The following is a 23,700-nucleotide window of genomic DNA, read 5'->3' on the forward strand; positions in this document are numbered from 1 at the left end:
GAAACCGGTTTCATTTAGAGTTAAAAAAAAGACCTGTTTTTCATCTGCCAAGCGCAATCAGCTAACGTTACGGAAGACCGTACCTTTCTTGCCCGTGTCATATCAAAACAGATTTTTTCACCTGCGCAATGTAACCGCTTTCTAAACATAGAATATCGTTTGCTTTTCAGACTGTCAACCATTCTTTTGTCCTATTTAGCGCTTCACGTGGATGCGACAAAAAACGCGTATTGCACCTGCTGTTAGCAAGTAAAATACGCGTCCTCGTTATAATATAGCTATTTTTTAAGCAGTTTTATTTTCGCTAAACCTACTTATACTTTTGCTAAGCTGCTTTTTTGCTCAACCGCTTGCCCGATTAGAATACTTTGGTTGTCCACGACTCACAGTTCCAAGTGTCTGTCACGACATCGCGATAAAATTCCGGTTCGTGCGAGATCAGCAGGATGCTGCCTTTGTACGCCTGCAGTGCACGTTTCAGCTCATCCTTCGCATCGACATCCAGGTGGTTTGTCGGCTCATCGAGCACCAGCAGGTTAGTTTCGTTGTTGATCAGCTTGCACAGACGTACTTTGGCTTTTTCGCCGCCGCTGAGGACAGCAACCTTGCTCTCAATGTGTTTGGTCGTAAGTCCACATTTCGCAAGAGCGGCACGTACTTCAAACTGGGTATAGGAAGGGAACTCCTGCCAGATTTCTTCAATACAAGTATTGTAGTTCGCATCCTTCATCTCCTGCTGGAAATAACCGATTTCAAGGTTTTCACCGCGTTGAACGCTTCCTTCCAAAGGCTGGATTTCACCCAGGATGCTGCGCATCAGTGTTGTTTTACCGATACCGTTGGCACCGACAAGTGCAATCTTCTGCCCGCGCTCCATACGAAGATCCAGCGGTCTGGACAGCGGCTCGTTATATCCGATCACAAGACCTTTGGTTTCAAAAATAAGCTTGCCGGATGTTCTGGCATCACGGAAGTTAAACTGTGGCTTCGGTTTCTCTTTGGCCAGTTCGATAACGTCCATCTTGTCGAGCTTTTTCTGTCTGGACATCGCCATGTTCCGGGTGGCTACGCTGGCTTTGTTCCGCGCTACGAAGTCTTTCAGATCGGCAATCTCTTGCTGTTGACGCTTGTACGCCGACTCCAGCTGCTGCTTCTTCATCTCATATACTTCCTGGAAATGGTTGTAGTCACCCACATAACGGGTCAGGTCCTGATTTTCCATATGGTATATGAGGTTGATTACGCTGTTCAGGAATGGAATATCGTGTGAGATCAGAATGAAGGCATTCTCATATTCCTGCAAGTAACGCTTCAGCCACTCAATGTGCTGTTCATCCAGATAGTTGGTCGGCTCGTCCAGGAGCAGAATATCCGGTTTTTCCAGCAAAAGCTTGGCGAGCAGAACCTTGGTCCGCTGTCCACCGCTCAGATCGTTGACGTCTTTGTCCAGACCGATATCGGTCAAGCCCAGACCACGTGCGGTTTCATCGACTTTTGCATCGATCATGTAAAAATCCTGGTTGGTCAGTGTATCCTGAATGGTACCAACGTCCTCCAAGAGCTGCTCCAGCTCTTCAGGCGTAACATCGCCCATTTTGCCATACATTTCGTTCATTTCCTGCTCCATGTCGAACAGGTACTGGAATGCACTGCGCAGTACATCGCGAATCGATTGTCCCTTGCTCAGCACCGCATGCTGGTCGAGATAGCCAACACGCATCCGTTTGGACCATTCCACTTTCCCCTCGTCCGGCTGCAGCTTGCCTGTAATAATATTCATGAAGGTGGATTTACCTTCGCCATTCGCCCCGATCAGACCAATATGCTCACCCTTGAGCAGGCGGAATGACACATCGTTAAAGATAGCACGGTCACCAAAACCGTGACTTAATTTTTCTACATTTAATATACTCATTCATGGCACCTTTTCTATATAGACTTAATTCTTTGTATATTATAAGCGTTATCTCCCGCACAACTCAACGCCCTATTTTAAAATAGTTGCATTTGCCTTATGCCTGCGTATAGGGTAAAATTTTGCCTTAGCTGAAATGCAACCATTATTATAGAACGGAGCTCTCCAGTGAGAGCATCAGGTGAATGCGATGATTGAAGTAAGACAGTCCAGGCTGGGCGACGGCGGTGAATTTAACCGCGGGGTGTTCGCCACAGTTGATATTGCCAAAGGCCAGTTAATCCACCAGGCACCCGTTGTGCCTTATCCGAATGAAGATCACGAGCATATTGAGAAAACCATTCTGGAGGATTACGTTTTCGAATACGGTGCCAATCATACCGCCATCCTGCTGGGTTACGGCAGCTTGATCAACCATTCGTATGAGCCTAACGCCACGTACGATATTAATTTTGAAAATCACACCTTTGATTTCTATGCCTATACCGATATCAAGGCTGGTGAGGAAATTCTCATTAACTATAACGGTGAGGAAGATAACATGGACCCGCTGTGGTTCCTGGATGATTATGAAGAACGTATGCGGGAGATGCAGGAGCAGGAAGAAACGGAAGAGTCGCCTAAGAGCGAACAACCGGATGAAGACTCCGGGAAGAAGTAACCGGGAAGTGTAAGGAGAGGTAGCAAAAGAAACTCATACTTGAACTTGATAGCTGATACGCACATGATCCACACATGTATCCACTTATACACGCCACTCAAGTGCATTGTACGAATGGTACGAAAAGAAGCAAGTTTCCCAGGGGAACTTGCTTCTTTGTCTGCGTGGGGAGTCTTTTGAAATTCGTTGCTTTATCTGCATGGAAATTCATCAACATCCCTTGGAATACCATTCAATCATTGGTGGAAATCGCAACGATTCCGCTTCTTTTCCTTGAGCCGCAGGATTTCATTTTCTCCAGAACATCAAACCTGTCTTTAGGGCATGTCTGAAAACGCTGAAGAAAGCCAATTCTACCGAATTTCCGTTCCAAACAAGGAATTTTCCCGCTTTTCCCGCAGGCGTGCCGGGGTACGTCAAGGCAAATGGACGTAAGCTGAGGCAAAAAGGGGATAAAAGATAAACCTCAGCAGGTTTCAAGACACGCCCTTAATCACAAGTCGGTGGATCGGTATGCAGGTCTTCATCAGGTGCAGTATAGGCCCATCTTGTAAAAGCAACCTCAAACCCCGCTCGCTTGGGCGAGCAAAGGAATGGTCCTGCCTGCTTGTGCTCAGGATAAGCAAATCTAGCCACACGTATCGTACGCCATGGATGCTCATCCGTCCGCGCGCGAATGACAACGGACTCCTGATGGTACGAAGCGCGAATCGTTACAATCCGTCCTCCCCACTCCGGTACAGGAGACAGCGACCAATCGGAAAACTGGTCTGTAACTACAGCCCCAACATGCACAACACCATCGTTCACTTCAACTCCGGCTTTGATCCACTGATGCTCTGCATGCCACAACATCAAACCTGCCTGATCATATAGCTCCGTGAATGAACTCAGATCAAACGATACCTCCACTGCCTCTGAACCATCCCAAGGAGCAAGCATCGCATGTCCATTCCGATGGCAGAAGCCGTAAAACGTCTCTTCCCAAAAATCACTGCCCTCCTGCGCCTGTACAAGCAAGCACTCTCCGTCATGCCGGGTATGAACCGGCTCGGTTGTCCATTTTCCTTGATGAAGCTGAACAAAATTGGATGACATCGTGTTGTTCCACCCTTTCTTCTATTGTATGTATACGTGTTTGTGCATGTATAACCTATTCGACATCTGGGTTAGACTTCCCTCGTACTTTCAGGCATATTTGACGGAACACCTCGCCTTCAGACTATGAAAGAGTGAACAATGTTTTCACTTTCGACAAAGTGGTATAATACCACTAGAAGCAACATTTATTTTCCAACTGACTACAATGTTCATCAATAGAGGAGTGAAATGATATGCATATTCAAATTACAGATCTGGCTGCCCAACGTTTAACGGAGAGCTTGAACGATCAGCCCGGATATTTCAAAGTATTTTACGATATGGAAGGCTGCGGATGCAACGGTGTTGTCGTGCTGCTTATTGTAGATGAACCGGCTGCGCTGGATGAGCAAATTGAAACGAATTTTGTTCCGTTCTACGTGGACCCCAAGCACCAGCTCAATCTCGAATCCAGCATGAAGCTGGATGCACAGGCAAACTATCCCGCCTACACATTGAGTAGTGACTCCGGTGTGATCAGCAGCAATCTCAGACTTCGTGATGCGCGTGCAGTCGCTGTTGGAACAGCAAACGCTTCTGACGCTTGCAGCCTATAAATAGAAGCAGTATATTCTCTGCTTTTCATGCACCAATCTCTAATGTTCACGCACCAATAACTTATCTATTCTCTACTTTTCATGCATCATAATGTACCTGTTCCTACCTTTCATGCACCAATAAATTACATCGGCATCGCTAACATTATCTATATCTATATCTATATCTATATCTATATCTGTATCTATATCTGTATGTACCTAATTTCTATAACTATATCTAGGCTACATCTACATTTACATCTACATCGGCGTTAGTCGCCATAACCGTAATATTACCTTCACCAGTTATAATAACAACATCTACACTGGAATCCGACATCGGGTCCAACGTGTCCAAATTCTAACGATCCCCAGAAGCCTTATTTAGCCGAAAATGAACCGATTGAAAATCTAACGATTCACAGTAACGTTATTTCGCTTGAAAACCGCATTCGCGGTTGAAAATGGAGCTATTTTCCCCAAATAAGCTCTCCAGGGATCGTTAGAATTTCAGAACGCGTAAAAAGCGGCAAATAGCGTCTCTGGGAATCGTTAGATTTGTGCAACCTCACTCCGCTGTATTGTTTACAAGTCAGAAACATTTGGAGAACCTATGGATATATTCCTCAAGTATACTTGGTTTATAGATTGATATATTCCAAGGAGGAACATCCAACATGTCATCATTTACTCGTAAATCCATCATATCCACGATGCTGATCGGCTCTGTGCTTGCAGGCACAGCCTTTACGGCACTTCCAATGAATCAGTTCCTTACTCCGGTGGCTTCTGCCGCAAGCTCAAGCTTCTCACAATTTCTGCATGACAATGCGCCAAGCCGTACGGTCACCACGAACAGCAAAGGTGTGGCTACCGTAACCAATCTCTCCAGCACGGTTGTGCTTGTGAATAAAAAAAGAAATCTGCCGTCCACCTATGAACCCAAGGATCTGGTTGTACCGAACATTCCATTCAGCTTCTCCGGCTCCAGTCCGAAAAAGCAAATGCGTAAAGTTGCTGCATCAGCTATAGAGAAGCTGTTTGCCGCGGCTAAAAAAGATGGCGTTGATATCAAAGCCGTATCCGGTTATCGTTCATACGCTACCCAAAAATCAATTTTTGACCGCAATGCCAGCATTAAAGGTGAAGCTGTAGCGAATAAAACCAGCGCCCGCCCCGGGCAAAGTGAGCATCAAACCGGGCTTGCAATGGATATTTCCAGCGCGTCAGCAGGTTATGACCTGCAGCAGAGCTTCGGCAACACCAAAGAAGGCAAATGGCTGAAAGCCAATGCCCACAAGTATGGTTTTATTATCCGTTACGGCAAGGATCAGGAGAAATTAACCGGGTACTCTTATGAACCGTGGCATGTCCGTTATGTAGGGGTATACATTGCAGGGGAGATTACCAGCCAAAAACTGACACTGGAACAGTATCTGGAACGGACAAAATAAGAAATTATCGCTGCTCAATGCAGGATTTTATGTGACTGATCCATGTCAGCCGGCTACCAGACACACTTAGAAATGTGGAAAAGAAATCAGGAAGATGGGGAATTACTGCCCCCTTTCCCAATTCCGATCTAAACTCCGGCAATACGCCGGAATAACATCGGAAGCCGTTTGACGCCTTCGGTTCCCGCCCACGTACTTGCTCCTGCGAGCAAATCGTTATGGCACACATAAAAGGCCATTTTGTATACAAGATAACCCAGTATGAATTCGACTACGAGAAACCGTTTAACGGCAGAGGATTCGATTACATATACGCGAAATTCTTGATGATTCCATGCTGACTTGAATCTGCGGACCAATGCTTCCATGACTCACCTCGGCTGTTTTTTATTTCTAGCGTATGGCGAGCACATCTTGTCTTATTCAAAAATAATACTTACATAAAGTAATTAAGTATGCTATATTCACTTTAGGAACAAGCAAATTATACATAAGTGAGGGAAACAACCATGAGCGAACTGGATCAGTTAATTAAAAATCGTAGATCAGCTGTTATTTTTGAAGAAGGCATTGAAATTTCAGAATCGGAACTGGAAGACATGTTTGCATTGAATAAATTTGCTCCGTCTGCATTTAATTTGCAGCATACACACTACCTTGTCTTGACCGATGCAGATCAGAAGGACAAAGTATATGAAGCTTCCCAGCAATATAAAGTGAAAACGGCGTCCGCAGTGATCGTGGTGCTTGGTGATGTTAACGCACATCATCATATTCGCACCATCAATGAGGGATTGCTCAATCTCGGTGCATTGACACCATTCCAATATGAGCAGGAATCCCAAAGTGTGACGGAATTCTACGAAACGCGGGGCAGATTTTTTCAACGTGAGGATGCAATCCGCAACGCTAGCCTGTCCGCTATGCAATTTATGCTGATTGCACAAGATCGCGGCTGGGATACCTGTCCAATGATTGGTTTTGACGCCGAGGAGCTGCAGCGGAGCCTGAACATTCCTGACCATTACGTACCAGCGATGCTGATCACTATTGGCAAAAAGTCGGAAGCCAAGCAGCGCCCGCGCGGATACCGCAAGCCGATTCACGAATATGTCAGCTTTAATAAAATGAACGCTGAATAAATGATGATGTGAGTGAATCAAGTTATTCGAATAATTGATAAGAAAAGCCACGTAACCGTGGCTTTTTTGGGCGTTACATTCAACTACATATAATATATCTACTACATAGACGACTACTTTTTCTGCTTCTTCTTCAAATTCTGCTTCTTGCTCTACACCTGCATGAAATGTCTGCAAAATGCATCGTCTCATCCTATGCGAACCTTAATGTGATCTCCATCCTGCGGATTCTCGGCTCAATACATTTCGTAGATTAATTCATCCGAAAGCTCAAGCTGCTCATCAAATTCCACGTAGATATAGAGCTGTCCGCCAGGTGTTTCCCCTGCATCAAAGCCAAGCCTCAGACTTCCATCCGCTTGAAATACTGCATCAGCAAACACAAGCTCACTTACATCTTCATCAGGATTAGCCTTACCGATGACATGAAGTGCACGTTCGCGCAACTCCGGCCACTGCTCCCATGCGGCTTCGATATAAGGACACAATGCCTCCATAGATGATTTGGTCTTGATCTCGGCAGTAACACGGAGTTCCCGTCCCTCCTCCCGCCAATCCATATAGTACAGGGTCATTTCGTTATCATAATGAAATGTTCCCATCCCCTGAACTTCATGATCGGGCTCAACGATCAGATTATCCCCATATTGAATGTTCTCCAGCTTGCCGTTATGGCTGACATCAAGCGATTTCAGTTTATTTTCAGAGCAGTAAAGCTCTGCTAATTCCGTATTGTGACGCAAGTCGAGCTCGCGGATATGATTGTTGAAGCAGCGCAGGCTTTCCAGCAGCGGATTGCCGCTAAGGTCCAAGCTTTTGAGGTGGTTATGGTGACAGCGCAGCTCAAGCAGAGCAGGACACCCTGTTACGTCAAGCTGCATCAGCTCATTGTTCGCACAATCCAGGTGCACCAGTTGGTTATTACTCGTTACATCCAGTGAGAAAAGAGTGTTGTAGCTGCAAGCGAGTCTCTGAAGCTGCCTCAATGACGTTGTATCGATTTTAGACAGCTGGTTCCAGTGGCACTCAAGCGACTCCAGCTTGTAATTCTGTGACAAATCCAGTTTACGCAGTCGATTAAAGGAGCAATCCAGCACCTCCAGCTCCTCATTAGACTGTAGGTGCAGCTCAAGCAGCTGATTTTCTCTGCATAATAACGTTGTCAGACGCAGATTATGTTCCATATTTAAGCTTGTCAACGCGTTATATGAGCAATCCAGCATGTTAAGCTCACGGAAATATTCAATGCCATCAAGGCTCCTTATACCCACTTTGGGAAGCTCTAACGCGTGTACCTCACAAACGTCCTGTTCCTGAATATATTCTCGCTTGTTACAAAATTGTTCTAATATGTACTGCCTGAAATGCTCATCTGTAAAGGCACTTGTGATATCACTACTCATCGGCCAAATCTCCTCCCCCACCACTTCTTATTCAGTCGTATTAACGCTTGTCTGCATTCTATTCTATGGGCAAGAGAAGAGGTTTTCAATGATACGGAATGATCAATTTGGTATTACATTTGCCTTAGTAGCCAACGTTTGATCCAATTTGTCAAAAAAGATTATGCAAATATTTTTATAACATGTTAGCATTCTTCAAGTAAGCCACTTAACATAAAAAGGGATGATATATGTGAGCCTGAATGAGATGTATGTTGAACTGCTTGCCTCCGTCACAATCGCTTATGTGCGTCAAGTTGGACCATATGGCCCCTCCAATCGTAAGGCGATGGAAAAACTTAAACAATGGGCAGATCGAAATCACTTGCTTGACGCACAAGCAACATTGCTTGGTATTCCTCAGGATGATCCATCATCAACACCCCCGCAGCACTGCCGATACGATGCTTGTATTGTGCTTGATCACGATTATCATTTCAAAAAAGAAAATGACCCTGCCATTCACATAGGTACCTTTGCCGGAGGACACTACTTGATCTGCATCGTTCCGCACACGGCTGAAGGCGTTCGGAATGCCTGGAATGAGATCATTGCACATGTTCATGCAAAGGGAATTCAGATGGGTCGCAAACCGATGATCGAGAGATATCGTGCACATCTGCTGGGTCAGCATCTATGTGAGCTTTGTATTCCTATAACAACGAATTGATACTTTTATTGAAAAGTTGATGCTGCCTCACTTGAGGATACGCATAACGGGATATCTTTTTCATTCATTAGAAGACATCCACTCCCACTCCGTATGCAAGCCAGCAAATCAAGATAACAAAAAAGTGACTTCGAATTCGAAGTCACTTTCCTATCGTCATTCCTTAAAATGCCCAGTTCCCTTTGCGGAATACAGGTTCAATTGTGCCGTCCTGCAGCTCTCCGTCGATATCCAGCTCCGCCGAACCAATCATGAAATCGACATGTGTTAGACTGACGTTGCATTCATGCTTCAGCAGTTCCTCATTGGACATCGTTGTACCATCCTTCATATTAAACGGATAGGCACTTCCAACCGCCAGATGGCAGGATGCATTTTCGTCAATGCCGGTATTGTAGAAAATACGGTTCAGATTGGAGATCGGGGAATGATGCGGCACCAGTGCCACCTCGCCCAAATAACGCGCGCCTTCGTCTGTCGCAAACAGATTTTTCAAATGCTCTTCACCTGAAGCCGCTGTGTATGCAACAACCTGACCATCCTTAAACGTAATACGCATCTGATCGACCAGCTGCCCGTTCAGGTTCAGTGGCATGGTGCTGCTCACATAACCGTTCACGCCGCTGCGCTTGGGCATCGTAAATACCTCTTCGGTCGGCATGTTCGGCACCGTATATACCCCTTGTTTGTTTTCACTTCCGCCGCCGCCCCAGATATGATTGTGCACCAGTTCAATTTTCAGATCGGTTCCTGGTGCGCGATAGTGCAGGCTCTTGTAATTTTTCTGATTCAGCAATTCGCTCATCTTGGTCAGCGTTTCCAGATGCTCTCTCCAGTTCTGTACAGCATCCCCGCCATCCACACGATTCATCTTGAAAATGGTATCCCACATCACACGAATGCGATCCTCTTCAGGAATATCGGCAAATACTTTGTTCGCCCACGCCTTCGTTGGCGCCTTGATCAGACACCAGCTAATCTCATGGTTACGTGTGTATTTGGCATATCCTTTGCGCGCTTCTGCTGCTGCTTTGGTAGCACGTGACACTTTGGTGGCTTCGATGCCATTGTACAGATCCGGGTCCGGTACTTTGATCGTCAGCGTAGCCCCGCCAGCTTCGGCGAATCGTTCCATCATGTCGCCCTTCCAGGCAGGATAATAGTCAAAGCTGTCGTCCGATCCGTGTTCAAACCGGCTGCGTGTAATTGTGTCGTCTTCCAGATCGACCTGTACATAATTCGCTCCCGCAGCGTACGCCTTTTCAACAATCAGACGGGTAAATTCCAGTGTTTCTACAGGAGCTGTCACCAGCAGGTCTTGTCCCTTCTGAATGTTGACACCTACTCTGACCACCAGTTCAGCGTATTGCTCCAATGATTTTGCAAAAGACTGCTCAAATGAACTCATATGTTATTCACTCCTGCTTGAATTAGTTTCTATATGCTATGCGTTGCGTTTTTCCTGCTCACGAAGTTCTATACGGCGGATCTTGCCTGAATTGGTCTTGGGCAGATCCGACACAAATTCAATTTTACGCGGATATTTATAGGGTGCGGTCCATTCCTTCACATGTCTTTGCAGCTCATGTGCAAGCTCTGTCGATGCTTGGGACGCGTCTCTCAGCACAACGAAAGCTTTGACAACATTGCCGCGAATCTCATCCGGGCTTGCCACGACGGCACATTCCTTCACGCTGGCATGTTTCATCAGTGCTTCCTCTACCTCGAACGGACCAATGGTGTACCCCGAGCTGATGATAATATCATCACTTCGGCCCTCAAACCAGAAGTACCCTTCCTCGTCTTTGCTCGCCCGGTCACCTGTGACAAAATATTCACCGCGCTGATTTGCTTCCTTTCGTCCTTCATCCTGATAATACGCACGGAACAGGGCTGGCATGTCCTTATGCACTGCAATATCTCCAACCTCGCCCGCAGGCAGCGGCTGGCCATCCTCACCAATAATCTCGATCAGGCCCGGTGTAATCGACTGTCCCATCGAACCGATACGCACAGGCGCATCCTTCAGGCTGCCGATTAACAGCGTGCTTTCCGTCTGCCCGTATCCATCCCGAATCGTGAGATCGAAATGCCTCTGGAATATCTCAATCACTTCCTGATTGAGCGGTTCTCCCGCAGATACCGCGCTGCGCAGATGGGATAGATCATAATGTCCAAGATCATCCGTCTTGGCCATCAGACGATATTCCGTTGGCGTGCAGCAAAGCACGTTAATCTGATGCTCCTGCATCAGCTCCAGATAACGCTTCGGCTGGAATGAGCCGTTGTATACCAGACCTGTAGCCCCTCTGCCGAGCACGGACAGGAATGGGCTCCAGATCCATTTTTGCCAACCGGGTGCGGCTGTTGCCCATACGGTATCCGACGGCTGGATGTCCAGCCATAATGACGATGCAATTCGCAGGTGAGCATACCCCCAGCCGTGACTGTGCACAACACCTTTCGGATTACCCGTTGTACCCGACGTATACGCCAGAATAGCCATATCATCACGATGTGTCTGAACAGCGGTTATCTCTTCCGGCTGGTTCTGCATCAACTGATGCACGTTAACCCAGTCTGCCCCCGGTACGTTGTAGTCTCCGTTTGGAGATGCAACGATGCGATGCGCAAGCGCTGGCAGATCGGAATCCATTTTTTCCACTTCAGCTGTTGTTTCAGACCATACGATCACTGCACGAGCGGATGAATGCCGCAAACGGTACTCCAAATCCTTGGCACGCAGCATCTCGGATGACGGAATGACCGCAATGCCCAGCTTCAAGCAAGCAATGTATATGACATAGGCAATGATACGGCGTGGTACCATGACCAGCACCCGATCACCTTTCACCAGTCCAAGCTCACGCAGCCCTCCGGCCAGACGGTTAGCCTGTTTCAATAATTCACCGTACGTAATTTCTTCTACTTCCTTCTGATCGCTGAGCCATCTAAGTGCAATCCGGTCTGGCGGGTGATTCTCCATCTCGGATGTCAGGTTATAGGTTTCAGGCGAAATCCATTGTTCAAAATTCACATGGAGCCTCTCCTTTGTCATTCAAATATATAGCATCTTTATATTATACATTAAATCCTAGGACCAGGTACTATGAACAACATAACTTTTTTTATAAAAGGGAGCAATGCTCTGTTTCACGAACTCATTCCGAATCTTCCGCTCTCACTGGCATATATGCGGAAGGTGTTAACACCTCGCTCTCAATTACAATCGCCGTCAAACCCGTCTCCGATTTGGTTTCATGCCATTCCCCTTTTTCCCAGAAAACAGCTTCTCCTGCCTTCACATGTACAGCCGAGTTGTGCCCGCTTCTCACTTGTCCTGCTCCCGACACGATTACCATCAGCTGCGGGCAGACCGCCTCATGGTACCCGACAACACCATTAACCGGCAGATGCATACAGCCTACATGTGCGTTCTCGCTCGTCTGAATGATACGAGACATCACAAAATCAGAATCGAACTTCGTGATGTGCTTGCCGCTCTCCTGATCAAAACGATAGATCTGCATTACATCGTTCCCCTCTCCAGTGGCGAATTATTCCAGTATAAAGATAATCCGGCACCAGCGCCAGTTCTTCCTCAGACCTTCTTCCTCTGTTCAAAACAAAATACAAAAAAAGCACCTTTTCTCCCAAAGAAAAGGTGCTCGTTATTCTCACTATTCAATTACCAAGGATAATTACCGATTCCAGCCAAGGCAGCTTCGATGTCGTTCAGCTCTTCAGCTGTGAGTTCAGGTGCCTTGAGCGCGACTACATTTTCTTCAATCTGAGAGACCCGACTGGCTCCGATTAACGCAGACGTTACCCGATTCCCTCGCAGCACCCAGTTCAGTGCAAGCTGGGAAATTGTCTGTTCTCTCCGTTCGGCCACCGCCTGCAGCGCTTCGAATTTGGCGATGCGTTCATCGGTGTACGATTCTGGCTTCAGATTACCTGTTGGATTCGCTCGTTCCGCCTTGATCTTGTCCACATATTTATTGGTTAGCTGCCCGCGCCCAAGCGGACAGAAGGCAATGGAGCCTACACCTTGCTCGTGCAGCACATCCTGCAGTCCGTCCTCGATCCAGCGATTCAACATTGAATAGTTCGGCTGATGAACAAGACATGGCGTGCCCAGACGACGCAGAATCGTCACCGCTTCCCGGGTCTGCTCTGCATTATAGTTGGACAAGCCCACATAGAGCGCTTTCCCCTGCCGTACGATATGATCCAGTGCCGTCATCGTTTCTTCCAGCGGTGTCTCCGGGTCCGGACGGTGATGATAGAAAATATCGACATAGTCCAGTCCCATACGCCGCAAGCTTTGATCCAGACTGGCAATCAGATTTTTGCGGGAACCCCACTCGCCATAAGGACCGCTCCACATATGATAGCCTGCTTTGGAAGAGATCAGCAGCTCATCCCGGTAAGGACGCAGATGTTTGTGATAGATCACACCGAAGTTCTCTTCCGCTGAGCCCGGGGGCGGACCATAGTTGTTCGCCAGATCAAAATGGGTAATGCCCAGATCGAATGCACGTAAAATCATCTCTTCCTGAATATCAAGCGTGCGGTTGCCTCCAAAATTCTGCCATAAGCCAAGCGCGATCTGCGGCAGTTTAATGCCGGACTTCCCTGAGCGTGCATAATTCATGTCATCATATCGTTGTTCACTTGCAATATAGGGCATCGTTATTCACTCTTTTCTTTTCTGTAAGGTTGGTTGATCCGTTGATACCCCTATATCTTAGCCATTTTGCCAGGGGAACGATATGGTTTATCGCTACAATGATATAGAAAAATGATCGTTATCATCTATTTCAGTCTTTAAATAAAGCAACACTCTAACAATCATATATGTTAAAATGCAAGAATCAACTCTCACATACAGGAGTGAAACTCGTGATTACGTATATGTTCAAAAACACTCATTTTCAGGAGCTGCAGCTGCTTCATTATGGAACAGAGGCTTGCACCCCTGGCCACCACTTCGGCCCAGCCATGCGAGATTATTATAAGATTCACTATGTATTGAACGGCAAAGGCACGTTTGAAGCAGCGGGTACGACCTATCATCTCCGCAAGGGCCAGGGTTTCCTCATCGTGCCTCACTCTGTTGTGCATTATCAGGCCGATCTTCATGATCCGTGGGAGTACAGCTGGGTTGCCTTTCAAGGCACGCATAGTTCTTCCTTTCTTGAGCAGGCTTGTTTAACTGAGCAGCAGCCGATCTTTGATCTTGGGGACGAAGACGATGAGATGCGCTCTTGTCTGCACCGAATGATTCATTCCCGCACAACCCACAAGGGCTGGGAGATCAGCCTGACGGGATGGCTGTATCAGTTTTTCGCTATTCTGATCGATCATGCGCATAACGAAAATTTGCAGACCGCTGCAGAGCATGGCAAAGATTTATACGTTACCCAAGTGATGGATTTTATTGAAATGAACTATGCCAACGCAATCACGGTTCAATCCATTGCCTCGCATATCGGTTTACAGCGCAGTTATTTATGCTCACTCTTCAAGGATCAAATCGGCAGCAGCATCCAATCTTATCTTGTGCATTACCGCATGCGCAGAGCAGCCGAATTAACGATGGATCTGAACCTCAGCATCGGTGATATCGCACGTTCCGTCGGTTATACAGACCAGCTTCTTTTCTCCAAAATGTTCAAAAAGGTTATGGGCGAAGCTCCAACTCATTATCGCAAAAAGAAAGCAGCAGCTTCTATGTAGGTTATCTACAAAGAAGCTGCTGCTTGAAATGGAACACATTTACACGTAGTCAAAACCAATGACACGTTTACACATTGTCAGGCATGGCAATGCCTACAACCTGTACTTTAACCTCTTTTACCATCACACCTGCCAGCTGCTCAACGGCCTGCTGTACATTGTGCTGCAGGTCGTGGCACACTTCATGCATTTTGCGGCCATACTGCACATTAATGCGCAGTTGAATCGACGCTTCATCATTTTGAATATGTACGTCAATCCCTTTTTGCATGCTCTTGCCGCTGATGCTTTTGGCAAGCCCTTCCGTCAAACCGACAGACATGGATGATACGCCTTCCGTCGTCTGCGCAGCCATAGCCACAATTTTGGACACCACATCATTGGAAATATGGATGGTTCCCAGCTGAACTGGAGGTGCAATATATTCCGCTTCCGGAGCATTTGTTTCGATAATTTCAGACATAAGTTCATCTCCTTATGATCTTTTAATTTTAATACGCAAGCATGGATGCCTTCTCTTCTATTCTACCACGGTTTGCGAGCAGTTACATTTCTACCCCTATCGGGTCTACAAAGCATACTAGGCATTCTGCCACTTTTCCTTAATGAACATCTGATAGATTCGAACCAGCACGATTTTCACAATCATATATACCGGAATAATAATGAGAATTGCGATAATTCCGCCCAAATCCCCGGCACCCAGAACAAGAATAATCGTTGTCAGCGGGTGGATATCCAGCTTTTTACCGAATACGTATGGCGCAACGAGATTATCCTGAATCTGCTGGGATACCAGGATGATAACAAGTGACCAGAGGGCAACCGACGGCGATACGACCAGACCCATGATGACAATCGGGATAGAGGAGACGATGGCTCCAATAAACGGCACAAAGTTCATAATGACCGCCACCACGGTGAGCAACAGGGCATATGGCAAGCCAATAAACAAAAAGCCAATGTACATCAGCACACCCAAGGCCAGATTGACGAGCACGCGACCCACTATAAATCCACTCAGGGCCTGATCAATCTCAAGGACCACTTCGCGGCTGTCCTTCTGGAAACGTTTGGGAGCGATGTTGATCAGTCTGCGACCGAAGAGCCTGTCCTGCTTCAGCATGTAGAAAAGAATAATCGGAAAAGTAAACAGGATGATCGCAAAGCTGGAAATCAGCGAAATAAATCCGCTCACATAGTTGGTTACAAACGTAAAGCCCTTATTCACATACTCTGTAACCTGGGACAATGGAGTAGAGCCATTCGGAAACAGCGCTTGAATCGCTCCGTTCTGCTCCAATTGTTGCAATTGCAGACTAAGGGAATGCAGCAGATTTGGAGCGTTCTCCACCAGATTTACCAGCTGCTCCCGCAGAGACGGCCACAAGCCTACGATAAATGCTACACCCAGCATAACAGCTACGATGTAGATCAGCAGAATACTTAATGTACGATTGAGATATTTTAACTTTTCCATGTAATTCACGAGCGGCCGCAGCAAATAATAAAAAAATACAGATAACATCATCGGCACGGTAATCACAGTCACCATCGTAACCAGCGGCTGAAAGATAAAGCTCACTCGGGATAATAAATAGATATTAACCAATACTAGGGCCAGTGCAATACTGAACCTGACAAAAGAATTGCCTTTAAACAATCGTTTCCCCTCCACATCTCTGTTCCTCTTCTATGAATCATTATTCTCTCTATTATTATTACTATATATCAGATCCCTCCATTCCTACTATCCCCCTCTATCTTAAATCTTTCTTACTTAAAAATAAAAAGAAGCCCCGACCTGCCGGCCAAGGCTGATAAAAAGCGTGAAACGCATAAGTTAAATTTCTACTTTACACAGTAGCTTCACACCAGCTTCGAATACATATGACGCAGGTAGCGCCAGCGTACCAGTGCAAAGAAGATAATCTGCATCGAGACAAACACCATAAAAATTTGAAGGCTGTGTTCCAGAACAGAGAACTGAACCAGCTGATAGAGCGCCGCAAATGCCACCGAGCTGTGAATCAATGCCACCAGAAGCGGCAGGAAAAACATGAGCACGAGCTGTCTTGTTACGATTTTGCGCAGCTCAAGCCGACTAAGCCCCATTTTACCAATCATACGATACTGTGCCTCATCCCGCTCCAGGTCGGCATAAAGTCTGAAATAAGTGAAGCTCGCAGCAAAGGTGAAGAAAACAATACCAATCAAACCGCTGACAATCAGAATAATGCCATTGGTCTGTTTGTTATTCAGCCAGTCTACGACTAGAGAACTGAAGTCAACATATCCCTTTTCCGGAGGGTCCTTTTGAATCGAATCAAGCAATTCCGGAGCAAAACTGCGTGTCGCCATCCAGTCTTTTACTACAAAAAATGTGGTCTGATTGGAGTAAAAATCAACATCCATCCCGATCTCTGCAATATATGCCTCTCGAATTTTTGAATACATGTCATCAGAAACAATGTAGACACCAGTCTCACTATCAATCGGAATCACAATATCGGTTGCCGGTGGCAGCATCTGCACTTGTGCATGCTGTTCACCAACATACAAATCAGCGGAGTATGGGTAACTGTCCTCTTTTGTATCTAACAGTTTTTTGCGTGCAGCAATATTGGGTGCTGTATTAAACGCCAGATCATTGCGATCCAGCACCCTTTCTTCATAACCAAGTGCTTTAGCAAGACGATTATATTCACTCAGTTTTATGATGTAGTTGTTATTGTTCTCATAAAGCAACTGGTAACTGCCTTTCACATAAGGAACTTCATGATCAACGAGCGTCTCTTCAATCTTACGCATATGACGATCAACGACAGCTGAATCCGTATCGCCTGAATTCACATAGGTAAACGCATACGGATTGGTCATGGAAGACAGCCTTGGATCACCTATAGTCAGCATGCTGCCGATGCCCGTAAACGCCGAGGCAGAGATGACACTGACCATGAAAAACATTACCGCGTTATCCTTCATGCGATACGTAAGCTCGGACAGAAGGAGCAGATTGGTTTTACGTAAAAATAACCCTTCATTCCTTTTCAGTGCCCGAATGACATACACGCTAAGCTGTGTAAACAATAGATACGTACCTGCAATGACACTAAGCACACTGCCAAAAAGCAAAGGGAAAATATACGAACCCCAGGCAAAAATAAATACCCCTGTGTATCCTCCACCAATTAATACAACCGAGAGCAGCGAAAGCAAGCGTGATGCCTTAGGTTCAGGCTTCGGTTTTTCCTCCGATTTCACGAGCTCGATTAACGTCCCCTTGCGGATCAGCAGCGATGAGCATAATGCAATAATCACAAAGAGCAGCAGAAATGCCCCTGCGGTCAGAACGATGCCTTTTAGTGGAAAATAAAATCTCAGACTGTTCTCTACAGCCAGCATGGAACCGCAGATTAACAAAACAAGTTTGCCGAAAATCAGGCCAAGCCCGATGCCCGCTACGATCGAAGCTATGCCAATACACATGTTTTCCATAAACAAAAGCCGATTCATCTGTCTCCGGGTCATACCCAGCATCAGGAAAATACCAAATTCCTTCTTCCGAGTCTTTAGAAACGAACCGACCGAATACAGCAAAAACAGGAAGGAAAATATGAAAATAATGATCTCGGCAATCATCAGACCTTGATTGGCAAGCACCGTCACCGTCTGTGAGGAGCCCTTCAAACCATCCTTCAGATCAGGATGAAATAACAACAGGGCATAGATAAAAAAGATCATCACCGAAAACGTGCTGCTCAGAAAATGAGCCAGATAAATCCGTTTGTTCCGAACGACATTGTTAATGGCGAACTGGCGAAAATTCATGTCCGGAGCCTCCCATCAGGGACAGCACATTTATAATTTTCTGATAAAAGGCCGCCCGGTTATCTCCGTAATGAATCTCATTGTATAACTTGCCATCCTTAATAAAGACGACTCGACTGCAATAGCTGGCTGCGACAGCATCATGTGTTACCAGCAGCATGGTAGCCTGATCCTCCCGATTGCGCCGCTCCAGTATTTCCATCACGTCCTTGGCTGCTTTGGAATCCAGATTACCTGTTGGCTCATCCGCCAGGATCAGCTTGGGAGAGTGAACCAACGCTCGGGCTATCGCTGTACGTTGTGCCTGCCCGCCCGAGATTTCATACGTTCGTTTATCCAGAATACCTTCGATGCCAAGCTTGGCTGCCAGCTCTGACACCCTGGCGTTCATCTCCCGAACGGAAACACCGTCCAATGTTAAGGGAAGCATAATGTTTTCCTTTACCGTCAACGTATTGAGCAGATTGAAGGATTGAAAAACAAAGCCTAATTCTCTGCGCCGGAACAATGCAAGCTGATCTGAATTCAGGTCAAACGGATTTTGTCCAGCAATCCGCAGTTCTCCCGAGGTGGGATGATCAATGGTCGAGATCATGTTCAGCAGCGTCGTTTTGCCACTGCCCGATGGCCCCATAATGCCTACGAATTCCCCTTCCTGAATGCTGAGGTCAATCCCTGACAAGGCCTCATAGGATACGATACCTTTATAAATTTTGCTGATCTGTGTGACAGAGCATATTTCCATACGTACAACTCCTTTATCTCTTTACTTTCTCTCTTCATTCTCGTTACTTTCTCTCTTTTGCTTCTGGTGACTACCCTTCTCGTATTCGCTCATATTTCAATGGGGTTCACCACAACTTCTGACTCCAGTTTACCTGATGCCCGGTTCATTCTCCTATGGCTTAACCTTTCACCAACATGACAATGTTGTAAGGTTGGACTGAATCCCATGACAACAAGCTGACGACCACAAGCACAACAAAGACGCCTTCACCCGGCATAGCCGAAGACGTCCTTTCGAGTTCATCCTTTGTCATAAGAAAATATAATCCGCACCGTTGTACCTTCGCGATACACCGATTCCAGCTCGATCTGATGATTCATACGTGTCAGCACTTCTTTGGCAATATACAGACCCATACCAGTAGATTCCTTGAAATGTCGTCCATTCTCGCCAGTGAAAAAAGGGCGGAACACCCGGTTCAGGTCTGATTTGGGGATGCCTATGCCATAATCCTGAACCTCCAGCACGATAGAGCGATCTGCTGCATACGCGCGAAGATGCACCTTCTTCCGGCTGCCTGCCGAATATTTAATCGCATTAGCGAGCAGCTGCACCAGCACAAAACGAAGCCACTTGGCGTCGGACTGCACAACCAATGATGCATCCATCCGGATCTCCGGATAGACATGGTTGCGAATGAAAAATCGTTTCAGCTCATGGATTGCTTCTTCCCCCACCGTTCGCAATACAACAGGCTCGACACTGAAATCCTGCTCAAACGTATCCAGCCTGGCTACATAGAGCACCGTCTCCAGCCCTCGGCGCATCTGATCCGCTTCCTCCTGAATGCTGCGAAAACGGGCATCATCATCATCCTGCTCCTCTACAGTCAGTTCAATAACGGATAGAGGCGTTTTCATCTGATGAACCCATTGGTTCATAAATGTAAGATACTCCTGCTGCTTATGTTCCAACCGGTTCAGATGAGCATGATACTGCCCATATTGTGAATCCAGCAGCTTCTCCAGCGCGACGGACAGCGGAACGGATTCATGCAGGGCTACCAATTCGTCCAGCGAATTCACAGGCCGTGTCATTCGGGCATAGAAGGCACGATGAGACAAATAACGATACACAAGATAACCGACATACCAGAAGAAACCGAGACTCACTGCATATAAGGCCGTTCTCCAATGATCGTAGCCATCGTACCAGAAAACGGCAACCACCGTTAGCATCATCACCATAATCCAGCATGTCAAGGCAAGATGTTCCCGCACAAACAGCTTCATGATGGCGATGCCGCCTTCCAGTTATGGATCAGCCTGTATCCGGAACCCCTCACCGTTTCCAGTGCATCGGTAATGCCAAGCTCGGCAAGGCGCTTTCGTACACGTGTAATATTTACGCTGAGTGTGTTGTCATCCACAAAGGAATCATCCCAGAGTTTCTCCAGAATGGTTTCCCGGCTCACCAGCTTGGGGCTTCGTCGCATCAGTGTTTCCAATAGAACCGTTTCCTTTTTGGTCAGCTGCACCTTCTCATGCCCAAGCTCCATCTCCAGTCTCTCCAGGTAGACCACCAGCCCGTGCAGTTCAACCTTGCGCTCTTCATCACGCACCGCATAATCTCCATACACGCGCCGGAGCTGACTGCGAATCTTGGCGATTACAATTTCATGCTCGAACGGCTTGGTAATGTAATCATCAGCTCCGTTCTCCAGAGCCATAACCTGATCCATCTTGCCGCTTCTCGCGGAAATAAACAGAATCGGGCATGTCGACAAGGTACGAATCTGCCTGCACCAGTAGAACCCGTCGTAGCTTGGCAGGTTGATATCCAACAGTACAACGTGAGGCTGAATTTGTTTGAACTGTTCCATAACCTGTTCGAAATCTTCTACAAATACAGCCCGATCTCCGTAACGTTCAATATGTGACTTCAGTAGACCCGCAATCTTGGGATCATCCTCTATGATCATGATGGTATACATAGAAAACGCTCTCTCCTCTAATCTGTTATGACAGCTCATTTTGCTCTATTTACTAGCCAAATCATAACACAGGATCACTCAACGGGCATCGAGCTGTTTGCGCCAGCTTCGAATATCTGCATTTAACTGCTTAACGTCTCCGGCCGCCTGCTGATCATCAGACAACTTGTACTGCTGTTTTAATGTGAGAATACGATATACACTTTCATCAATACGCGATTCCTTGATTTTGCCTGACTTCACTGCACTGATCAACGTATCAAAAATCGTCTTGGCACTTTCATAGCTATGAGCCACCAGCAAAATATCACTTCCCGCCTGAACGGTTGCAATCGTAGCCTTTTCTAACGGATAATTTTTCGCAATGGCACCCATACTCAGATCATCTGTAATCACTACACCTTTATAGTTGAACTTTCCGCGCAGATGTTCTCCGATGATTACACTCGACAGGGATGCCGGATAGTCCGGGTCCAGCTTTGGAAACAAAATATGCGCAACCATAACCGCTTCCGCCTGCTCCTTCACAGCGGCCTGGAACGGAATCCATTCCAGTTTTGCAAGCTGCTTCTCCGTTTTGTTCACCACAGGCAGGTCCAGATGGGAATCCACAGACGTATCACCATGACCGGGGAAATGCTTAACGACTGGTATGATGCCTTCCTGCCGCAGTCCCTTCATTTCTGCCAGTCCCATGCGAGTAACCAGATCGGCGGTTGTACCAAAGGAGCGGTCGCCAATCACCGGATTTTGGGGATTGCTGTTAATATCGAGCACAGGAGCAAAATCAACATTAAATCCGGCTAGCTTGATCTGTCTCGCCAGCAATGCACCCATCTGCTCCGCAAGGGCAGGATCATTGGTTTTGCCTACTTTGCGGTTGGAAGGAATGGATTCAACCGTGTCCGGCATACGGCTCACCTTGCCGCCTTCTTGATCCACACTCATCAGGATGGGTACCGGGTTGGATTGATTCGCCTGTTTGATCGATTGCACAAATGCCGCGGTGCCTTGCAGCGTGGTCACATTGCTCGCATAGAAAATAATGCCGCCTACCTTCTGATCTGTAATCATCTGTTTGGCTTGTACATCCATCGTTGTGCCCTGCACACCCGCCAGAATCATCTGGCCCACCTTTTCTTCCAGACTTAACTGCTCAAGCTGCTTCTTCACCGGGTCTGCTTCTTCCTGCGCTTCATCCTGGGAACCTCCCTGCGCTCCCTCCTGAGGCGCGGCCGTATCGTTTCCAGAAGAAGCTGTATTCGGACTTGTCGTTGCGCCGCCGTTACTGCTCCCGGCAGGAGAAGGTTTCGCAGTCTGACCACACGCTGCTAACAGCGTAATGATAATTACGAGCAGACACATCATCTGCATTCGTTTTAAAATCCGGTTTGTATGTTGTGCTCTGCTTGTATGCTTGTTCAAGGATATTGGCCTCCTCTTATCACTTGTAAGTTCATTAAATACCCTTAGAGTGGTTCAGGGCTAACCTTACCATAAGGTGAATGATTTTCAAAATAGGTGTACGGTACGAAAATAATTGTATCTTTGGGCATGGAGGTGTGATACTTTTCGTTGTTTAAACGATGCGGGCGCAAACAAAACTTGGATATGGAACGTGCAAGCGGAGGAAGTAGTTTTCTATTGTGAATTTTTCATATGTTGAAATATTTATTTTTAGTGTGCGATGTCTGAAATCTAATGATAATTTGGGGATCAATTCTAGGGTGTGTCTGAAAATGCTGAAGGAAGCCAATTTTGCTGAATTTTCGTTCCAAGCCAGGAACTTTTCCGCAGGCGTGCCGGAACACATCAAGTGAAAGTGACGCAGCAGGGAGCGAAAAGGCGGTAAAAGATACACTTCAGCAGGCTTCAATGCACGTTCTAGAATAGTTGGAGCATGGTTTAAGCTGAATTGAGACCTTGAGCGTAGGATATTCTGAATCGAAAAATTGCATCGAGTGAGGTCTGTTCGCCTACATAGTGAACGAGTTTCGTTCATTTTTGCATGGAAAAGGTTCGTTCATATTTATAGCTACAGCAAAAAACCGCCTGACGGCGGCTTTCGTTCCCATATCATACATGCTATTTATGGATACGTTCTTACGACATTCTTCTAATGGCCAACATTCATTGTACATTCACTAGGCACTCGTATGATGCATTCATTTAGGCATTCATTTAGACATTTATTTAGACATTTATTTAGGCGTTTATTTAGGCGTTTATTTAAACATTCATTTAGATATTCTTTTAGACTTTCATTTAGGCATTCATTATGAAAAATCTGTTTATTATTATGCGGTATTACTATTATGAATTTTTCATATGATGAAATTATTAATACATTTCTTTAAATAAACGGTGGCTCCTGAATTCTAACGATTCCCAGTGACCTTATTCCTCCATGAAATGACGATTTCGACTCCAAATCAGCGAAATTT

Annotated in this window: 21 protein-coding genes; 6 read left to right on the plus strand and 15 right to left on the minus strand. The window is 46.4% G+C overall.

Going from position 1 to position 23,700, the window contains the following annotated elements; all coding sequences use genetic code 11:
- Positions 1 to 358: 358 nt before the first annotated feature.
- Positions 359 to 1,915 carry an ABC-F family ATP-binding cassette domain-containing protein gene (locus ACQSGY_RS04445; protein ID WP_145402518.1) on the minus strand — a complete coding sequence of 519 codons (1,557 nt, stop codon included), beginning with the start codon at positions 1,913 to 1,915 and terminating at the stop codon, positions 359 to 361.
- A gap of 190 nt (positions 1,916 to 2,105) precedes the next feature.
- On the opposite strand from ACQSGY_RS04445, the gene ACQSGY_RS04450 reads away from it, so the two are divergent.
- Positions 2,106 to 2,576, plus strand: coding sequence for an SET domain-containing protein (locus ACQSGY_RS04450; protein ID WP_427050825.1), 471 nt, complete (start codon positions 2,106 to 2,108; stop codon positions 2,574 to 2,576).
- Positions 2,577 to 3,065: 489 nt separating this feature from the next.
- Here ACQSGY_RS04450 and ACQSGY_RS04455 read toward each other — a convergent pair whose 3' ends face one another.
- Complete coding sequence (locus ACQSGY_RS04455) at positions 3,066 to 3,674, minus strand: DUF1349 domain-containing protein (RefSeq protein ID WP_145402520.1); 609 nt, start codon at positions 3,672 to 3,674, stop codon at positions 3,066 to 3,068.
- Positions 3,675 to 3,910: 236 nt separating this feature from the next.
- Between ACQSGY_RS04455 and ACQSGY_RS04460 the strand changes: the two genes are divergently transcribed.
- A complete protein-coding gene (locus ACQSGY_RS04460) occupies positions 3,911 to 4,273 on the plus strand; it encodes an iron-sulfur cluster biosynthesis family protein (RefSeq protein ID WP_427050826.1) in 363 nt (120 codons plus the stop codon).
- 659 nt (positions 4,274 to 4,932) lie between these two features.
- On the plus strand, positions 4,933 to 5,709 hold the full coding sequence (locus ACQSGY_RS04465; RefSeq protein WP_427050827.1) for a M15 family metallopeptidase: 777 nt from the start codon (positions 4,933 to 4,935) through the stop codon (positions 5,707 to 5,709).
- A 128-nt stretch (positions 5,710 to 5,837) separates the two neighbouring features.
- On the opposite strand, the gene ACQSGY_RS04470 is transcribed toward ACQSGY_RS04465, so the two are convergent.
- On the minus strand, positions 5,838 to 6,077 hold the full coding sequence (locus ACQSGY_RS04470; RefSeq protein WP_216513731.1) for a hypothetical protein: 240 nt from the start codon (positions 6,075 to 6,077) through the stop codon (positions 5,838 to 5,840).
- A 141-nt stretch (positions 6,078 to 6,218) separates the two neighbouring features.
- Between ACQSGY_RS04470 and ACQSGY_RS04475 the strand changes: the two genes are divergently transcribed.
- Entirely contained in the window at positions 6,219 to 6,851 is a 633-nt protein-coding gene (locus tag ACQSGY_RS04475; RefSeq protein WP_188592293.1) for a nitroreductase family protein, read from the plus strand.
- A gap of 236 nt (positions 6,852 to 7,087) precedes the next feature.
- On the opposite strand, the gene ACQSGY_RS04480 is transcribed toward ACQSGY_RS04475, so the two are convergent.
- Positions 7,088 to 8,254: a leucine-rich repeat domain-containing protein gene (locus ACQSGY_RS04480; RefSeq protein ID WP_427050828.1), complete on the minus strand. Its 1,167-nt coding sequence runs from the start codon at positions 8,252 to 8,254 to the stop codon at positions 7,088 to 7,090.
- A gap of 232 nt (positions 8,255 to 8,486) precedes the next feature.
- On the opposite strand from ACQSGY_RS04480, the gene ACQSGY_RS04485 reads away from it, so the two are divergent.
- On the plus strand, positions 8,487 to 8,963 hold the full coding sequence (locus tag ACQSGY_RS04485; RefSeq protein WP_427050829.1) for an AraC family transcriptional regulator: 477 nt from the start codon (positions 8,487 to 8,489) through the stop codon (positions 8,961 to 8,963).
- Between the two features lie 163 nt (positions 8,964 to 9,126).
- Here ACQSGY_RS04485 and ACQSGY_RS04490 read toward each other — a convergent pair whose 3' ends face one another.
- The 4 genes from ACQSGY_RS04490 to ACQSGY_RS04505 all read right to left on the minus strand — a co-directional run bounded on the left by ACQSGY_RS04490 (position 9,127) and on the right by ACQSGY_RS04505 (position 13,656).
- On the minus strand, positions 9,127 to 10,371 hold the full coding sequence (locus tag ACQSGY_RS04490; RefSeq protein WP_427050830.1) for an aminopeptidase: 1,245 nt from the start codon (positions 10,369 to 10,371) through the stop codon (positions 9,127 to 9,129).
- A gap of 36 nt (positions 10,372 to 10,407) precedes the next feature.
- Positions 10,408 to 12,021, minus strand: a complete 1,614-nt coding sequence (locus tag ACQSGY_RS04495; protein ID WP_427050831.1) for an acyl-CoA synthetase — start codon at positions 12,019 to 12,021, stop codon at positions 10,408 to 10,410.
- 103 nt (positions 12,022 to 12,124) lie between these two features.
- A complete protein-coding gene (locus ACQSGY_RS04500; protein ID WP_427050832.1) occupies positions 12,125 to 12,493 on the minus strand; it encodes a cupin in 369 nt (122 codons plus the stop codon).
- Positions 12,494 to 12,651: 158 nt separating this feature from the next.
- Positions 12,652 to 13,656: an aldo/keto reductase gene (locus ACQSGY_RS04505; protein WP_427050833.1), complete on the minus strand. Its 1,005-nt coding sequence runs from the start codon at positions 13,654 to 13,656 to the stop codon at positions 12,652 to 12,654.
- A gap of 212 nt (positions 13,657 to 13,868) precedes the next feature.
- Here ACQSGY_RS04505 and ACQSGY_RS04510 point away from each other — a divergent pair, with 212 nt between their 5' ends.
- A complete protein-coding gene (locus ACQSGY_RS04510) occupies positions 13,869 to 14,705 on the plus strand; it encodes an AraC family transcriptional regulator (RefSeq protein WP_427050834.1) in 837 nt (278 codons plus the stop codon).
- 67 nt (positions 14,706 to 14,772) lie between these two features.
- On the opposite strand, the gene ACQSGY_RS04515 is transcribed toward ACQSGY_RS04510, so the two are convergent.
- The 7 genes from ACQSGY_RS04515 to nagZ all read right to left on the minus strand — a co-directional run bounded on the left by ACQSGY_RS04515 (position 14,773) and on the right by nagZ (position 22,681).
- Positions 14,773 to 15,168 carry an Asp23/Gls24 family envelope stress response protein gene (locus tag ACQSGY_RS04515; protein WP_253298886.1) on the minus strand — a complete coding sequence of 132 codons (396 nt, stop codon included), beginning with the start codon at positions 15,166 to 15,168 and terminating at the stop codon, positions 14,773 to 14,775.
- Between the two features lie 117 nt (positions 15,169 to 15,285).
- Complete coding sequence (locus tag ACQSGY_RS04520) at positions 15,286 to 16,368, minus strand: AI-2E family transporter (protein ID WP_427050835.1); 1,083 nt, start codon at positions 16,366 to 16,368, stop codon at positions 15,286 to 15,288.
- Between the two features lie 206 nt (positions 16,369 to 16,574).
- Positions 16,575 to 18,536: an FtsX-like permease family protein gene (locus ACQSGY_RS04525; RefSeq protein WP_427050836.1), complete on the minus strand. Its 1,962-nt coding sequence runs from the start codon at positions 18,534 to 18,536 to the stop codon at positions 16,575 to 16,577.
- Positions 18,511 to 19,281, minus strand: a complete 771-nt coding sequence (locus ACQSGY_RS04530) for an ABC transporter ATP-binding protein (RefSeq protein WP_188592301.1) — start codon at positions 19,279 to 19,281, stop codon at positions 18,511 to 18,513. Before ACQSGY_RS04530 ends, ACQSGY_RS04525 begins: the two co-directional genes overlap by 26 nt.
- Positions 19,282 to 19,562: 281 nt before the next feature.
- Positions 19,563 to 20,555: a sensor histidine kinase gene (locus ACQSGY_RS04535; protein ID WP_427050837.1), complete on the minus strand. Its 993-nt coding sequence runs from the start codon at positions 20,553 to 20,555 to the stop codon at positions 19,563 to 19,565.
- A complete protein-coding gene (locus tag ACQSGY_RS04540; RefSeq protein WP_188592303.1) occupies positions 20,552 to 21,256 on the minus strand; it encodes a response regulator transcription factor in 705 nt (234 codons plus the stop codon). Before ACQSGY_RS04540 ends, ACQSGY_RS04535 begins: the two co-directional genes overlap by 4 nt.
- Positions 21,257 to 21,334: 78 nt before the next feature.
- Entirely contained in the window at positions 21,335 to 22,681 is a 1,347-nt protein-coding gene (gene nagZ / locus ACQSGY_RS04545) for a beta-N-acetylhexosaminidase (protein WP_427050838.1), read from the minus strand.
- Positions 22,682 to 23,700: the final 1,019 nt, after the last annotated feature.

It is taken from the genome of Paenibacillus sp. TC-CSREp1, from assembly GCF_050171015.1.
In the GTDB taxonomy this organism is placed as follows: Bacteria; Bacillota; Bacilli; order Paenibacillales; family Paenibacillaceae; genus Paenibacillus; species Paenibacillus silvae.

Bases quoted from the DNA above. Each gene is read 5' to 3' on its own strand.
- ACQSGY_RS04445 (WP_145402518.1), bottom strand. From the start codon at position 1,915: ATGAGTATATTAAATGTAGAAAAATTAAGTCACGGTTTTGGTGACCGT.
- ACQSGY_RS04450 (WP_427050825.1), top strand. From the start codon at position 2,106: ATGATTGAAGTAAGACAGTCCAGGCTGGGCGACGGCGGTGAATTTAAC.
- ACQSGY_RS04455 (WP_145402520.1), bottom strand. From the start codon at position 3,674: ATGTCATCCAATTTTGTTCAGCTTCATCAAGGAAAATGGACAACCGAG.
- ACQSGY_RS04460 (WP_427050826.1), top strand. From the start codon at position 3,911: ATGCATATTCAAATTACAGATCTGGCTGCCCAACGTTTAACGGAGAGC.
- ACQSGY_RS04465 (WP_427050827.1), top strand. From the start codon at position 4,933: ATGTCATCATTTACTCGTAAATCCATCATATCCACGATGCTGATCGGC.
- ACQSGY_RS04470 (WP_216513731.1), bottom strand. From the start codon at position 6,077: ATGGAAGCATTGGTCCGCAGATTCAAGTCAGCATGGAATCATCAAGAA.
- ACQSGY_RS04475 (WP_188592293.1), top strand. From the start codon at position 6,219: ATGAGCGAACTGGATCAGTTAATTAAAAATCGTAGATCAGCTGTTATT.
- ACQSGY_RS04480 (WP_427050828.1), bottom strand. From the start codon at position 8,254: ATGAGTAGTGATATCACAAGTGCCTTTACAGATGAGCATTTCAGGCAG.
- ACQSGY_RS04490 (WP_427050830.1), bottom strand. From the start codon at position 10,371: ATGAGTTCATTTGAGCAGTCTTTTGCAAAATCATTGGAGCAATACGCT.
- ACQSGY_RS04495 (WP_427050831.1), bottom strand. From the start codon at position 12,021: ATGACAAAGGAGAGGCTCCATGTGAATTTTGAACAATGGATTTCGCCT.
- ACQSGY_RS04500 (WP_427050832.1), bottom strand. From the start codon at position 12,493: ATGCAGATCTATCGTTTTGATCAGGAGAGCGGCAAGCACATCACGAAG.
- ACQSGY_RS04505 (WP_427050833.1), bottom strand. From the start codon at position 13,656: ATGCCCTATATTGCAAGTGAACAACGATATGATGACATGAATTATGCA.
- ACQSGY_RS04515 (WP_253298886.1), bottom strand. From the start codon at position 15,168: ATGTCTGAAATTATCGAAACAAATGCTCCGGAAGCGGAATATATTGCA.
- ACQSGY_RS04525 (WP_427050836.1), bottom strand. From the start codon at position 18,536: ATGAATTTTCGCCAGTTCGCCATTAACAATGTCGTTCGGAACAAACGG.
- ACQSGY_RS04530 (WP_188592301.1), bottom strand. From the start codon at position 19,281: ATGGAAATATGCTCTGTCACACAGATCAGCAAAATTTATAAAGGTATC.
- ACQSGY_RS04535 (WP_427050837.1), bottom strand. From the start codon at position 20,555: ATGAAGCTGTTTGTGCGGGAACATCTTGCCTTGACATGCTGGATTATG.
- ACQSGY_RS04540 (WP_188592303.1), bottom strand. From the start codon at position 21,256: ATGTATACCATCATGATCATAGAGGATGATCCCAAGATTGCGGGTCTA.